The 14,630-nt window shown below is 41.5% G+C and carries 14 protein-coding genes and 1 pseudogene; 11 read left to right on the top strand and 4 right to left on the bottom strand.

Annotated features, from left to right (window positions below; all coding sequences use genetic code 11):
* The first annotated feature begins 56 nt into the window (after positions 1-56).
* The 3 genes from M1E09_RS12815 (at position 57) to M1E09_RS12805 (ending at position 2,741) form a co-directional block, all read left to right on the top strand.
* Entirely contained in the window at positions 57-698 is a 642-nt protein-coding gene (locus M1E09_RS12815; RefSeq protein ID WP_456274980.1) for a DUF2254 family protein, read from the top strand.
* An 85-nt stretch (positions 699-783) separates the two neighbouring features.
* Positions 784-1,527: a type I methionyl aminopeptidase gene (gene map / locus M1E09_RS12810; RefSeq protein WP_456271256.1), complete on the top strand. Its 744-nt coding sequence runs from the start codon at positions 784-786 to the stop codon at positions 1,525-1,527.
* 401 nt (positions 1,528-1,928) lie between these two features.
* Positions 1,929-2,741 (top strand): LysM peptidoglycan-binding domain-containing protein, encoded by an 813-nt coding sequence (locus tag M1E09_RS12805; protein WP_456271255.1) that lies wholly within the window; start codon positions 1,929-1,931, stop codon positions 2,739-2,741.
* Between the two features lie 175 nt (positions 2,742-2,916).
* Here M1E09_RS12805 and M1E09_RS12800 read toward each other — a convergent pair whose 3' ends face one another.
* Positions 2,917-3,720 carry a VLRF1 family aeRF1-type release factor gene (locus M1E09_RS12800; RefSeq protein WP_456271254.1) on the bottom strand — a complete coding sequence of 268 codons (804 nt, stop codon included), beginning with the start codon at positions 3,718-3,720 and terminating at the stop codon, positions 2,917-2,919.
* Positions 3,721-4,025: 305 nt separating this feature from the next.
* Here M1E09_RS12800 and M1E09_RS12795 point away from each other — a divergent pair, with 305 nt between their 5' ends.
* The 4 genes from M1E09_RS12795 (at position 4,026) to M1E09_RS12780 (ending at position 7,684) form a co-directional block, all read left to right on the top strand.
* Positions 4,026-4,595, top strand: coding sequence for a 3D domain-containing protein (locus tag M1E09_RS12795; RefSeq protein WP_456271253.1), 570 nt, complete (start codon positions 4,026-4,028; stop codon positions 4,593-4,595).
* Positions 4,596-5,154: 559 nt separating this feature from the next.
* Positions 5,155-6,669, top strand: a complete 1,515-nt coding sequence (locus tag M1E09_RS12790; RefSeq protein ID WP_456271252.1) for a glycine betaine uptake BCCT transporter — start codon at positions 5,155-5,157, stop codon at positions 6,667-6,669.
* Between the two features lie 115 nt (positions 6,670-6,784).
* Entirely contained in the window at positions 6,785-6,907 is a 123-nt protein-coding gene (locus M1E09_RS12785) for a YjcZ family sporulation protein (protein WP_456271251.1), read from the top strand.
* Between the two features lie 165 nt (positions 6,908-7,072).
* Positions 7,073-7,684 (top strand): lytic transglycosylase domain-containing protein, encoded by a 612-nt coding sequence (locus M1E09_RS12780; protein WP_456271250.1) that lies wholly within the window; start codon positions 7,073-7,075, stop codon positions 7,682-7,684.
* A 76-nt stretch (positions 7,685-7,760) separates the two neighbouring features.
* Here the strand turns inward: M1E09_RS12780 and M1E09_RS12775 are convergent, their stop codons facing one another.
* On the bottom strand, positions 7,761-8,015 hold the full coding sequence (locus tag M1E09_RS12775) for a GlsB/YeaQ/YmgE family stress response membrane protein (protein ID WP_456271249.1): 255 nt from the start codon (positions 8,013-8,015) through the stop codon (positions 7,761-7,763).
* A 184-nt stretch (positions 8,016-8,199) separates the two neighbouring features.
* Between M1E09_RS12775 and M1E09_RS12770 the strand changes: the two genes are divergently transcribed.
* Entirely contained in the window at positions 8,200-10,542 is a 2,343-nt protein-coding gene (locus M1E09_RS12770) for an AAA domain-containing protein (protein ID WP_456271248.1), read from the top strand.
* A 107-nt stretch (positions 10,543-10,649) separates the two neighbouring features.
* Positions 10,650-10,787 (top strand): annotated as a pseudogene (locus M1E09_RS12765) (Rdx family protein); the annotation flags it as partial.
* Between the two features lie 43 nt (positions 10,788-10,830).
* Here the strand turns inward: M1E09_RS12765 and M1E09_RS12760 are convergent.
* Positions 10,831-11,217, bottom strand: a complete 387-nt coding sequence (locus M1E09_RS12760; RefSeq protein ID WP_456271247.1) for a hypothetical protein — start codon at positions 11,215-11,217, stop codon at positions 10,831-10,833.
* Between the two features lie 226 nt (positions 11,218-11,443).
* Between M1E09_RS12760 and selA the strand changes: the two genes are divergently transcribed.
* Positions 11,444-12,856, top strand: coding sequence for an L-seryl-tRNA(Sec) selenium transferase (gene selA, locus M1E09_RS12755; protein ID WP_456271246.1), 1,413 nt, complete (start codon positions 11,444-11,446; stop codon positions 12,854-12,856).
* A gap of 396 nt (positions 12,857-13,252) precedes the next feature.
* On the opposite strand, the gene M1E09_RS12750 is transcribed toward selA, so the two are convergent.
* Entirely contained in the window at positions 13,253-13,399 is a 147-nt protein-coding gene (locus tag M1E09_RS12750; RefSeq protein WP_456271245.1) for a small acid-soluble spore protein P, read from the bottom strand.
* A gap of 173 nt (positions 13,400-13,572) precedes the next feature.
* Here M1E09_RS12750 and M1E09_RS12745 point away from each other — a divergent pair, with 173 nt between their 5' ends.
* On the top strand, positions 13,573-13,836 hold the full coding sequence (locus M1E09_RS12745) for a hypothetical protein (protein ID WP_456271244.1): 264 nt from the start codon (positions 13,573-13,575) through the stop codon (positions 13,834-13,836).
* The last annotated feature ends 794 nt before the right edge of the window (positions 13,837-14,630 follow it).

The raw sequence follows: 14,630 nt of genomic DNA, 5'->3' as shown, positions 1-14,630 counted from the left end.
CAGGAAGATGCAAGGAGTGATGAAATGAAAAGTTTTCTGATCAACAAAAAAACAGTATATGGTTTGTTCCGCCAATATACAGCCTTCTTTCTTTAATTCTCGCCATTGTCACCATCATGGTTGACTACTATTGGGCTGCTTTAATGGAAAGGTTTTTACCGGATTTTATGATGACTCAAATCGATCTTGCTCAGACAGTACTGAGTACGATAGCGGGTTCACTGCTTGCGATGACGACATTTACATTTTCGACTGTTATGGTTGTGCTGACTACATACTCTTCTCAGTTTTCTCCAAGGGCTCTGAAAAATTTTGTGAATGATAATACCACCTTAAGAGGTTTGGGAATATTCATGGGTGGATTCATCTACTCCATAACGGCACTGAATGATGGGCAATTGACAATGACAGATAAGGATGGAACACCACGGCTCAATATTCCCTTTTTTGATTTCGACAGGCTGCTATATAAAACGTTCTACCAGATTGTGCATTATGCAAAGGAAGATATTTCAGTCATTCTGGCTTTGCTGGATGCCATGTATGTCATACAAATAGAGATGCCTCCTCCAAAAAAAGCAATTGTGGAGGACTTTCATCATTACATCTTGCAAAATGTAAACAAAGACCAACTGCAGAAATGGGATTTACATTACCTCAATGAAAAGGTCGGCAAGTTAACTGTTGAAAAACACTAAATTGTTTGAATGAGGTCATTTCCTTCTCATTCAGAATAACTTCTGTATAATATAAACAGAGAATATAGAAAAGAAGGAAGATAATATGATTATTAAAAACGATCAAGAATTACAAGCAATGAAAGCCATTGGCAAAATTGTCGCTTCTGTCAGAGATGAAATGAAGAAAGCGGCCAAGCCTGGTATGACAACGAAAGAACTCGATGAACTCGGCGGCAGGTTATTCGAGGAACATAGTGCAATTTCTGCACCGAAGCAGGAGTATGATTTCCCGGGTTTCACATGTATTAGTGTCAACGAAGAAGTTGCCCATGGAATTCCTGGTGACAGGGTGATCCGTGAAGGAGATCTAGTCAATATCGACGTTTCAGGCTCAAAAGACGGTTTTTATGCAGACACTGGAATTTCGTTTGTTATCGGGGAAGGGGATGAAAAGCTCCTCGAATTGTGCGAGGCCGTGAAGAAATCGTTTGATGCAGGCCTGAGAAGGATTAAAGCAGGTTCGAAATTGAATGGCATCGGGAAAGCGGTCCATAATGAGGCCCGGAAGAATGGCTACACAGTCATCAAAAACCTGACTGGCCATGGAGTGGGGAAATCACTCCATGAGGAACCTTCTCATATCCTTAATTACTTTGATCCATGGGATAATGGACTGCTCACTGATGGAATGGTTATCGCATTTGAGCCGTTCGTCTCAACCAATGCAGAAGAAATTGTCCAAGAGGATGACGGCTGGACATTTGTCACAGAAGACAAAAGCTTCGTTGCTCAAATCGAGCATACGATCATCGTAACTAAAGGTGAACCAATCATCCTGACGCTTTAATACTCTAATCCAGAGGGACGTCTCCTCATTGAGCTAAAGCATTTAAAGTAAAACGGCATGCAGCTGATTAGCTGCATGCCGCTTTTTATTAGAAGTTCTGTTTCGTACTTAACCCAAAAAATTTAAAAATTCTATTGAATTAAGGGGCAGTTGCCGTTAACATAATAGATAGATATATGCTATCCTCCTGCTCAAATCTCTCATTTTCCCCCTTATAAAACCTTCTTTTCCCATGTTGGAAATACTTTCATCTATAAGAATAATTCCCCATTACAACCCTGAAATACAAATGTATTCTCTCTATTATACTCTCGTAATTGCCTTGTAGTACTCCTATGTTAGCATTAAGAATGTGAGTAAAGATATCGTACCACTTACTAACAAAGGAGAGGATTACTAGTATGAAGAAAACAGTTATCACTCTAGCAACTGCAGCAAGTTTAACTCTATCAATGGGTGCGAGCGCCTCTGCGGAAAAGGTAGAAGTTAAGAAGGGCGATACTCTTTGGGGATTATCAAAAGAATATGGAACATCTGTAGAAGATCTGCTGAGATGGAATAATCTGAACTCAGACTTAATCTTTCCTGCACAGGAATTAAGAGTATCATCAACTGAGAATTATACAGTTGAACAAGGTGATACTTTATGGGGAATTGCCAAATATTACGGTGTGTCAGTGAATGAACTTAAAAATACTAATTCATTGACTTCAGATATAATTCACCCTGGACAACAATTAATGGTAGATCTGGACAACCGCGGAATCGCCACTCTGGTAAAACAGCAAGAACCGGCAGCGTCTGCAGAACCTGAAGCGGCTGAGCCTGCAGCAGAAGCCACTGCTTCTGCACCTGCAGTAGAAGAAACGGTACCGGCTCAACCGACACAAACACCAGTAAATACGCAGCCTACAGAAGAAAAGGCTAATGCCATCACTGTCAAAGCGACAGCCTACACAGCATACTGCCCGGGTTGCTCTGGTACAACAAGAACAGGTGTTGACTTAAGAGCCAATCCTGATGCTAAAGTAATTGCAGTTGATCCGGATGTCATTCCATTGGGTACAAGAGTCTATGTTGAGGGCTATGGTTATGCAACTGCCCAAGATACAGGCGGCGCGATCAATGGTAAGAAAATCGACGTATTTATCCCGGAACGACAAGATGCACTAGATTGGGGAGTACGTTCTGTGAAAGTTACGATTCTAGATTAATATAGCAAATGAAAAGCAAGGGCTTTTGCCTTTGCTTTTTTTGTGCTAAAAAAATTTATGGACGGAAAGAAGTAAGTCATATAATTTTCAATTTGATGGGAGAAGCAGGAGATTGGAAAAGAACCCATCAAAAAAAGCAAAGGTACCTAATAAGCACCTTTGCTTTTTCTAAATATTATGCAAGCACTTCTTCCAATACTCTTTCTTCTTTTTCATTTAGAAGATTCTTTTGCACGAAATCATTTATTTCCTTATTCATGTTTTCACTTAACAAGTGTCCCGTATCTTTATCGCCTACAAGGATAATCTTTTCCCACTTCCGATCAGCAGCCTGCTTATCAAGCTCACTTCCGAGACTTTTAAACCAGCGTTTTTGGTTAGCCTCTAATCTGTCTTTGAAATGATCGTCCTGATTGGCGCTTCCTCCGTTGCTGCCAATATTGATATCAGCGGGCTGCGGTCCCTTATGTCTGCGCCATTCTTCTGTATCTACGTCAAAGTTGTAAAATTCAGTATCCTCTATTTGACCAAACTCGGTTTCTATTAATTTCACCTGGTCCTGCTGGAGCAGAATCAATCCTGTCAGAGGGTTTTGATCATGAAGCTCTCTAAGCTGGTCAAGAACTGCTTGCTCTTCCCAGTAAAAGTTTGTCTGTACCGGAACTTGAAGTTCAAATGTTTCCCAAATGCCGCTGTCTTCAGAAGCAAAGACGACGATACTTCTTGGAAGATCTCTTTCAAGACTGTTAACATAGCGTTCAACTCGTTCACGAATACTGTGGAATCGTTTCTTTTCGTCTTCGCTGCTGATTTCCAAGTATTCTTCAAAACTGTTGAAGCCGTTTTTTAATGCGATTTTCCACTTGCCGCCCTGCTGATCAGGATCTCTACGGTCAGTGTTCAAGTACATTGTCAGCAGTTTATCCGGCTTTTGCAAGTGAAGGTTATCCAGCTTTTTTAATTTTTTTGTAAAAGTCATCTGTTCGTCCTCCTTATGAAATGTTTTCATAATGAATAGTGACAGAGAGCAAAAATTACGCCTCTACATTGTGTTTATCTGAAATGAATAGCCTATAAACGTCATGATAGGATTTAATTTTAGGTGGTTGCTGGAAAAAATGCGGTCACCCGACAAATAACTGGTCCGAGTGTGAATATATTCCTGTAAAATGACACCGTGTAAAGGACTTGTAACAGATTCATCATTCTTTTGTCACCGGAGTGAGATAAGCCTATGTTACTATGACTTCTGTTGGCTGATTCGGCCAAGAAGGAGGAAACAACATGAATAAACTATTACTTACAATGATTACTCTCTTAACACTTGGATTATTTACTTTAACTGTACAAGCAGAAGAAAATATAGAAGAAGATAAACAGGTTGCAATTGAGAACTACCATAATGTTGAAGAAGGGGACATGCTTTGGGAACTTGCGTCAAAGCATGAAGAGGCTGTCCTTACAGTGGAATCGAGACAAGAGCTGATTAAGAAAGGCAAGGACGTATTAGCTGGAGAGAATAAGGAGTCTCAGGAAACTGCTGAAAAACCTGAGGAAACAGTAGTGAAAGAAGTAGAGGTGAAATCGACAGCCTATACAGCGTACTGCGAAGGCTGCATCGGGATTACGAAGACAGGTGTAGACCTGAGAGCGAATCCAGATGAAAAGGTCATTGCAGTGGATCCTTCAGTTATTCCGTTAGGTTCTAAAGTATATGTAGAAGGCTTTGGCTATGCGAGAGCAGAGGACACTGGCGGAGCCATTAAAGGAAACAGAATTGATATTTTCATGCCATCACGTGAGGACGCATTAGAATATGGCGTCAAAAACGTTACAGTACAAATAATTGAATAAGTTAAAAGACCACTCACCAAGCGCGTGAGTGGTCTTTTGGTTGTGGTACTTTAGCGCGATAAAGTGAGGGGGTGGTCCTCTGGTGCGTTAATGCGTTAGTGCGTGATAGGGGACTGTCCCTTTTAGTGCTTTAGTGTGCTAAATTCCTGGTTTGGCGTTTGGATTTTTGATGGATTTTAGTTCTTTTTTATCGCTCATTTGTTTTTCTGCGAGTTCTTTGGCAGTTTCATGCTGTCGGCTTTTAGAGTTAGACATTTGTTCCTCCATATTTTTTTAGAATTTAGTCCTTACTATCTTTTGCAGCAGATTTGGGATTCATGCATGGCAGGACTGTTTTATTTAGTGGTATCTTTTTCACCTTCGAGGAGAAAATAAAGCAAGCATGAAATGTGCAGTTGTTTAAGTGCGAATAAAAGAAACAGGCAAATTAGTTGTACTCGATTGAAATAATCTGTAACGTTGATAATGTCGTTTTAACTGGCGATTGACGGGAAACTACTGTATAGAGTGCATGAATTGTTAGAAATTTTAATTGACTACATACGAAAGGAGAACTAAGATGAAGAAAATTTCAGGTGTTTTTTGGATTACGGTTGCGATTGTATTGGCAGCACTTATCTTTGGTGTTACAGCTCCGGAAAGTTTTGAAGAGTTCACTGCCAACGTACAATCATTTATAACTACGAGGTTCGGCTGGTACTATCTGATACTTGTCACAGCCATCGTCATATTTTGTATATTCCTTATTATCAGTCCTATCGGGACAATCCGACTGGGTAAACCAGATGAGAAGCCGGAATACAGTACAACAACTTGGTTTGCCATGCTGTTCAGTGCCGGTATGGGAATTGGCTTGGTATTCTGGGGGGCGGCTGAACCGCTTTCCCACTTCAATGCACCTCCGATGGCAGAAGGAGGAACAAATGAGGCAATCAAGGAAGGGATGCGTTATACCTTCTTCCACTGGGGAATCCACGCGTGGGCAATATATGCTCTAGTCGCACTTGCCCTTGCCTACTTTCAATTCAGAAAAGGTGAACCTGGCCTTGTATCCGCGACATTAAAACCGCTTTTTGGCGATCATATGAAAGGTCCGCTTGGTGTCATCGTCGATGTACTGGCTGTATTTGCCACTGTAGTCGGAGTGGCAACTACACTAGGTTTTGGAGCAGCACAGATTAACGGCGGTCTTTCATACCTGCTCGGAATCCCGAACAATTTTACAATGCAATTTATCATCATTGCGGTTGTTACGGTATTATTCATGATTTCTGCATGGTCAGGGCTGAGCAAAGGAATCAAATACCTAAGTAACACCAACATGATACTTGCCGTATCTTTATTGGTCCTCATGTTCATTGTCGGACCTACTTTACTCATACTGAACCTATTTACAGATACTATCGGGACATATATCCAGAATATCATCAAGATGTCTTTCCGTATCGCCCCTCTTGATGAAGATCACCAGACCTGGATCAATGGATGGACCATCTTTTACTGGGCATGGTGGATTTCATGGTCTCCATTCGTCGGAATCTTCATTGCGAGGGTTTCACGCGGACGTACGATTCGCGAATTCTTATTTGGTGTCCTGTTGATGCCTACACTCGTCAGCTTGATCTGGTTCTCTGTATTTGGGACAACCGCCATCGATATCCAGCAATCTGGAGCGGTGGACTTGACAACATTCGCGACGGAAGAAGTGCTGTTTGCTGTATTCAATCAAATTCCGTTATCAGCAATCCTTTCAATTGTCGCGGTGATCTTGATCAGTACATTCTTTATTACATCTGCCGATTCTGCGACTTTTGTTCTGGGAATGCAAACAACGTACGGGTCACTGACACCTCCTAATACGGTGAAATTGACATGGGGAATTGCCCAGTCAACTGTCGCATTGATTCTCATGTACAGCGGAGGGTTGCAGGCACTGCAGAACGCACTGATTATTGCCGCATTCCCATTCTCAATGATTATGATTTTAATGATGGTGTCGCTATACAGGTCTTTAACAAAAGAAAAGAAAGAATTAGGGCTGTATCTAAAGCCGAAACCACGAAAAATTCAGTAAAACAAAAGCAGGTCTTCACTGAAGGCCTGTTTTTTTGTTTTCCGGGCTATTTAGCCAATCAAAAAAATTGTTTGTACATAAGGTATATTAACCACTTGCGAGGAGGTGTTACAGTATGTGCGGATACGGCGGATACGGCTACGGTGGTGGATATGGCGGCGGCTATGGCAGCACTTTTGTATTGATTGTCGTTCTTTTCATTCTTTTGATCATCGTAGGTGCAGCCTATGTAAATTAATTTGTCAAGTCGATGGCCTCAGCGAATATTAGTCGGTGAGGCCTTTGTCTTCGAAGGAAATGATTCCCATGTTTTTTTTTATAAAAAACGCAGGCAATTAGTTGCTTATACATAGATGTTTTTTTAAAATAAACAGGACACTATGAGAAGGTTGATGAACATCTAATGGGTAAAAAGCGACCGAATAAAAAGCATAGAAAGAACTCCCCTTTGCGGATCCTGTTAATACCGGTTACTATATTGTCTGTCTATTTTCTTGTGTATGGAGGGTTTCTGACGTATCAGGAAATTTCAGAAGAGGCCAAGGAAGAAATACCGACTCAATACATCCCCATCTATAAAGAAGCCTCCAAGAAATACGGAGTACCATGGAATCTGCTGGCTGCGCACCACCGGGTTGAAACCAAGTTTTCGCAAATGGAGACGATGGTTTCTCCGGTTGGAGCGGAAGGACCGATGCAGTTCATGCCATGTACCTTCGTAGGCTGGTCTCACCCAACGTGTGAGGGTCTAGGACAGGGGGATATTCCTGCTGACGAAAAAACAGACCCGGGAATTATTGCCAAGTATGGCGGATATGGAGTAGACGCTAATGGGGACGGAAAAGCTGATCCCTGGGATATAGAAGATGCTGTCTATAGTGCCGCCAACTATCTCGCAAGCAATGGGGCCGCTGACGGCGATATCGAAAGAGCCGTTTATGCCTATAATCACAGTCAAGAATATGTTGAAGATGTAATGTATTATGCTGAAAGATATAAGAAAGAAGAGCTTTAAGGGCGTTTAATGAGGCAAACAGGCCACCCTTTGTTAGAAAAGGGAAGGCCTGTTTGTTTTTTCGGCAAGAATGTACTTATCGGGACTTTCTCATGTTCTTCATGATCAGGCTTAAAAGGAACACAAGTATCAATGATCCAATAAGGGCAGGTATAATCGCCATATCGGCTATTTCAGGACCAAAATCCCCAAAGATTAAGCCGCCAAGCCATGCACCGATGATACCAGCAATAATATTGCCAATGATTCCGCCGGGAATATCTTTACCAAGAATGATACCGGCAAGCCAGCCAATAATTCCACCAACAATTAAATACATTAAAAATTCCATAGTATAAACCTCCTTGAGTTTTATATTTGTATTTCTTAGCTAAAATATACACAGAACATCCATTGGTTAAACCTCATGGTGTTCAGGGTAAATAATTGTTTTTACATGAATGGACATTAAAAAGGCACTCTATGAAATAACAGCTTCAAGGTAAATATAAATAATGATGAAAAAGGAACTAGCGATGTTAAAGACTACAACAATGATCCAGCAATGGAAATCAGCACTGACAGCTGAAATCCAGAAGCTGAAAGAATATGAAGGAAGGGGCATTCCCATCCTGAGAGGAAAGCATTTAGCCAACAATGAGAAAGGCGCTGTTTACTGGTTGATTCTGGCTTACCCAGGAAGTGTCTTTCAGGGAGGAGCCATCCTGTTTGAATATAGGGGTAAAAGATATGAAGGAAGCGTGCTCTCTTCAGAAGGCACTGATGTCATTGTAGAGCTGGACACTGATTTAGGAGATGAAACTGGCAGGGGAACTCTATTTAATGAACCTTGGGACCTTCTCAATAAGCTGATGGACCGTCTCGAAGAAATAGAAGAAGATCCTGTTAAATTGTCAAAGGTTGAAAAAGTAATGAGTCCTGGTGGAAATTCATTTCATCCAAGGGAAAAAGTCCAGAGCCTCATACATGAAGCTGTGTTACGATCCAAGTATAACCCTGTTACCTATATCTGGGGGCCGCCTGGCACAGGAAAAACCTATAATCTTGCAAGAACTGCTGCCTATCAGTATGTTAACGGCCAGAAGGTCCTCCTCCTTTCTCACAGTAATGCTGCGGTGGATGTTTTAATCCTGGAGATGAGCCGCTTCTTACAAGAAAATAACAAATGGGTTCCCGGCGAGGTAATCCGGTATGGCTTTCCTGAAAAGGAAGAGGTCCTCTCACATCCGGATTTAAGTGTGGTACGCCTTGCAGAAACACAAGACGCCGATATTGGCGAGAAGAAAAGGAAGTTCGAAAAGAAACGATTTATCTTGAAAAAAAAGCTGACAAAAAAATTCACTTCAATGGATTCCGCACAGTTGACAAAAGTTGAAGTCGGCTTGGCTAAACTGAGGGAAAAACTGAGAAAAAATGAAAATACATTTGTAAATGAGGCGGAAGTAGTGGCTACGACACTGTCTAAAGCGGCTACCGATCCCTTGATTTATCAAAATCAGTTCGATCTGGTCATCATAGATGAAGCAAGCATGGCATTTTCGCCCCAGATAGCCTTTGCAGCCACTTTGGGCAAAAGAGCTGTCATATGCGGTGATTTCCGTCAGCTTCCTCCTATCGCAGTTTCTCGTCATAAAATGACGGAGAAGTGGCTTAAGCAGGATATTTTTCACTTATCAGGCATTACGGACAGGGTAGAGCGGGGAGAAAGCCATCCACAGTTGATGCTGCTGCCTGTCCAACGACGGATGCATCCTGATATTTCTGCATTCACCAACAAAGAATTTTATCACTCACTTGTATCTGACCACCCGGATGTCCTGCCTCAAAGAGAAACAATTACAGGTCTGGCTCCTTTTGAAGATGAGGCAGCCGTGTTGCTGTCCGTCAGTGATTCTCTCGCCTGGTGCCAGACTGATGGAGGATCCAGGTGGAATCTTTTATCGAGCCTTGTTTCGATTCAGTTGATGCTTTCAGCGAATCATTCCGGGATGTCATCCATAGGGTTTGTTACCCCTTATCGAGCGCAGGCAAAGTGGATGAACAGCATACTACCATTCTTTTTTAACGCGAGGGATTTAACCATTCATTGTGAGATAATGGCAGCCACCGTCCATAAGTTTCAAGGTTCAGAAAAAGATATGGTGATTTTTGATAGTACGGACAGCTCGCCGCATGAAAAGGCGGGAACACTTTTAGCCAAAAAAGAGAGTGGCAGGCTTATTAACGTGTCGGTGACCAGAGCAAAAGGAAAGTTCATCCTTGTAAGTGATGATTCTTTTGTCAAACAGCATCTTTCTGCTGAAAAACCAATTCGAAAATTGATTAGCTATCTAGAGGAAAAGACTTTGAGGCAAAGTAAAAACATGGACACTTTATTAAACCCAGTTTTCACCAAAAGGCTAAGGTGGTACCATAAGGAAAATACCGATAAACTAATTCGTGATATATGTTTTGCCAAAGATGAAGTGATTTTATCATTTGAAAAACCTGAGGATCTTCCTAATTCCGTCTGGGAAACTCTGGCAAATAACCAATCAAAGAAGAACATAATCGTATTATGTAAACAAAGTGCAGGAATTCCACTCCAACACTATCAAAAACAAGAAGCCCATTTTATCCAACCCTACATTGGACTCGATAAAAAGGTATTATGGTTCGGTGCTGACAGAAATTATAAGGAAAGAAAGACTTTTCCCTATATGGCAAGGGTGTTTTCCGGTAAGTTTTTTTCTGCTTATGTATCTTTTTTTAACTCCATAAGGGCGCATGCATGGAACCTTAAGGTACGAGTAGAATCACGTCGTTTGCAGAAAAATTTAGGGTGTAATACAATGAAAAAAACAAACAAAGGAGGATAATGCCCATGAAAAAGTATGCAGTATCCGTTGAGTTTTGCATGCAGTGAAACTACGCACCTAAAGCCGCGAGGTTCGCGGAAGAATTATTTAACCATTTCAGGTCCAACCTTGAAGAGATGAAATTGATACCTTCCTCTGGAGGAGCTTTTGAAGTGACTGTAAATGGTGTGATGATCTACTCTAAATTAGATACAGGAGTGTTTCCTGATATAGATGAGATGATCGAAAAAATGGAAGATAAGTGATTGCCTGGAGGATCAGCTGATTAAACGGCTGATCCTTTTGACATTACAGATGTCCCTGATACCGGATGACAGAGGGTGCAGGCTTGTTTTCACAGATTTTAAGAATGTGGATCTCCAAACACCCCTTTAAAGGATGGAGCCTTACCGGGTATTTCTCCAAAGAAAAGGGAAAGTCAACCGATCGGCTTCTTTTGCGTTTTTCATGTAAAGGGAGGATTTCAATTGTGAGTGTATGACTCTGTTTAATCAAGACCACTTCCTGTACTGTGAAGTCAGAAGTCGTTGCTTCAACAATAAAGGCATCTGTAGTATCGAAGAGATCCACCCTGAATTCCATTTCATCCAGCTTCGTAGTATAAGGATCAAGCAACCAGTCCTTCAACCATTTCTCCCATTCATCTAATTTGAATTCATCTCCTGTGTTTGACATATTTTCCTCCATCATTACTTTTCAATAGTTTATTCTGTTTGGGTTATGATGTGTGGGTGGTATAATGTGTTTTATCAATGTTATACATAAAGCACTTTGAAGCCAGTGACTGTAAATAAAGTGATTGGAGGCTCAAGAATTGCCGAGAGCGGAAATCCACACCAATCTCTTCCAAATAATATCAATTTAAAAGAGCGTTTTAAAAATATCAGGAGGCCGTTTTCTAATGAAAGATATGCTAAGGAAAATACCATCCATACATGAAATTCAAAATAATCAAGTGTTTGCTGAAATGATAAAGCAACAAGCTCTGTCTGAAGAAAAGGGAACAGAGCTGATCAAGCCTGTCGTTGGGCGCATAAGAGAGGAAATACTGGAGGGGACATGGAAAGGCCCGCTTCCCGGAACCGGCAAATTTATTGACTACATCGTAGAGCAGGCAGCCAGGACAGCCCAAACCAAGTTTTCTTACACATTGAAAAAAGTAATCAATGCCAGCGGGACGATTTTACATACAAATCTGGGAAGAGCCAGAATGAGTGACAGAGCGGTACAGCATGTGGTGGAAATTGCCCGGAATTATTCAAATCTGGAATATGATATTGAGAAAGGTGTAAGAGGGTCCCGCCATACCCACGCTGAAACCCTTCTTAAAGAAGTGACCGGAGCTGAAGCCGCAATGGTTGTTAACAATAATGCAGCCGCCGTATTCCTTATTTTGTCGGCACTGGCTAAGGACAAGGAGGTCATTGTTTCGCGAGGTGAACTGGTGGAAATCGGCGGATCTTTCCGTGTATCTTCCATCATGGAGGAAAGCGGTGCCCGTCTGATCGAAGTAGGGACTACAAACAAGACCAGAGTGTCTGATTATGAAATGAACATTACTGAAGAGACGGCAATGGTTATGAAGGTGCACAGGAGCAATTTTGTCATAAAAGGCTTTACAGAAGAGGTACATACGGAAGAGCTCGCGAGGCTTTCTGTTGATAATGAGCACGTCATCTTTTACGAAGATTTGGGAAGCGGCATGCTTTATGATTTGAATGCCCATAATATCGGGAATGAGCCATTGGTGAAAGATGTAATTTCAAAAGGGGCTGACATTGTTTCATTCAGCGGTGACAAACTGCTGGGCGGACCTCAAGCGGGTATCATCGCAGGCAAACAAGAATTCATCACTCTTTTAAAGAAACATCAACTGGCCCGGGTTCTGCGAGTAGACAAAATGACTTTGGCAGCACTGGAAGGTACATTGATTGACTATCTGAAAGACAAAAGCAAAGATGTTCCTTCTTACAAATCGCTGTTGATGTCTTCTGATGAAATAAAGGCAAGGGCAGAAAAGGTATCCGGCTTCTTGTCTGCCAATACAGGGAATTTCCTGACAGAAATTAAAGAGAGCAAAAGCCAGGTCGGCGGGGGGACGATGCCAGAAGTGGAACTGGATACTTATGTTCTTTCCTTAAAGCATAAACAATTAGACTCTTCACAGCTTGAAAAAGCTTTGCGAAAAGCTTCTGTACCGATAATAGGAAGAGTTCACCGGGAAGAACTCCTTTTGGATTTCCGTACAGTCGAAACAGAAGAAATAGAACAGATTATGAGGGAACTGAAAAAGCTTGATGAGCCTTCAATGTGATTACTGCTTATTGGTCAATCATTGAATAAAACGAGGCTGGGACAAAACCTTAAAAAAAGGCTCTTTTCGCAAAGAATGTGTCTGAGTAAAAAGAATGGATTTCCGCTCCAGGTGCACGACTCCGCGGGGCGGGCGGTGAGCCTCCTCGGCTTTGCCTGCGGGGTCTCACCTGTCCCGCTAGTCCCGCAGGAGATCGCGCACCTTCCGCTCCAATCCGCTTACGTTCAGGAAGCAGCGGTAAATAACCTTATAAGTAACCTCTTTAAGATAAGAGCCTAATAACATGAATGAACCGCATGAAATCAAGAGTATATAACCTTGATCTCATGCGGTTTTTTTTCGATTATTTCTGCTTAAATCAATTAGTTTTCAACTTATGTCCCAGCCTCGTTTTTCTTACATATCATGATGCTGGTTATGTTTTTGGCGGGTATGGTTGTGGTTTTTCACCTTTTTAGAACCGCTTAATGGTTCCGGCTGCCCGGAAGGCTGTCCTTTGGTTGTGTTTCTGCGCATATCCTTGCCGTCATTCTTGTTCATCATTCATCCCTCCTAAAGGTAGAATGCGGAGTTTTCTTCGCTCTTATTCATTCATTTAAGTGATTAAAAAGCTCCTTGCAGGGTCAAACGTTTTTAATATTTGGCCCTTTTCGTATAATTCCTGCAAATAAAGGAGAATATAACAATGCATTATTTTTCCTAAAGGAGATGACATCATGCCATATCATAAAGATAAACAGCAGGCTTTTCAGGCAGCCCAGCAAGGACATGAGGAAGTAAAGGACGTTGTAAATGAGTTAGTATTGGATGGAGCTGATTATGGCCACCAGCTTTCACACTTGAAAAATGAAGTGAATGAAGCCTATCAGCAGATTGAAAATGCATTGGAAGTATCTTCAGAACATCAGCGTGAGCAGCTCGAAAAGATGAAAGCGGACCTTTCAAATGTGATGCAGCAGGTTAATCAAAATCAGAGCTGATTAATCCAGGGCACTTGCCCGAAAGTATACTTCGGTTATTGGCTGCTTGAAATGTGTAGCTGCAATTTCAAGCAGCCAGTTAAGAAAAGGGACTCTCATTGAATAAGCAGTTCAGTTTTGGAGTGCAAAAACAAGCTTTGTACCCTTAATTGAACTGCTTTTTTCATATGAAACCGCATACTAATCTGCACCCTGATTCGTAAGGTGAAGTGCAACCAAAACTATCAGCCTGATTTGAAGATTTAGTGGAGGTAAGGTAATGGCCCAATAAAGGAGCAGGTCAGTGGCCAAAGGAAGTCTTATCCTTAAGTGAGGGTCATAGATCCATAAAATAGAGGGAGATTTCCCCCTTAAACTGCAAAATATGGCGGAGTCAGCAATAAATAAGGGGAGATTTTCCCTTTAAGTCCAGCGCAACACCCCATTTTTCATGATTTTCCTATGAATAGCGGTAAATATTCCTCTTATTTTAACTATTTATGGTGTCATTTCTTAAATAAGGGAAATTTCTCCCCTTATTTTTATCAGTTTATGCTGCTGATTTCCCTTGGCGCTCTTAGATGGCGGGGTGGGAATAAACAGGTCGTTAGTTGAAGAATAACCGTTTCCCAACAGTAAATCCAATACACACTTGAAACCCTTATGAAGGAGCGAATTTAACCATAATGGACAAAATCCGTTATGGTTTTTTTATACCGCAGATACTTCGCTACATAAATCGCAGGACTCCGATATATATTTCAATGTTGTGGAAACGTGTGCGAAACTAAATGCAAAAAGACACTTGAAAGTAG

Source organism: Bacillus sp. AK031 (assembly GCF_053903065.1).
The sequence above is the reverse complement of the archived record's forward strand: the minus strand, read 5'-3'. Positions and strand labels throughout refer to the sequence as shown.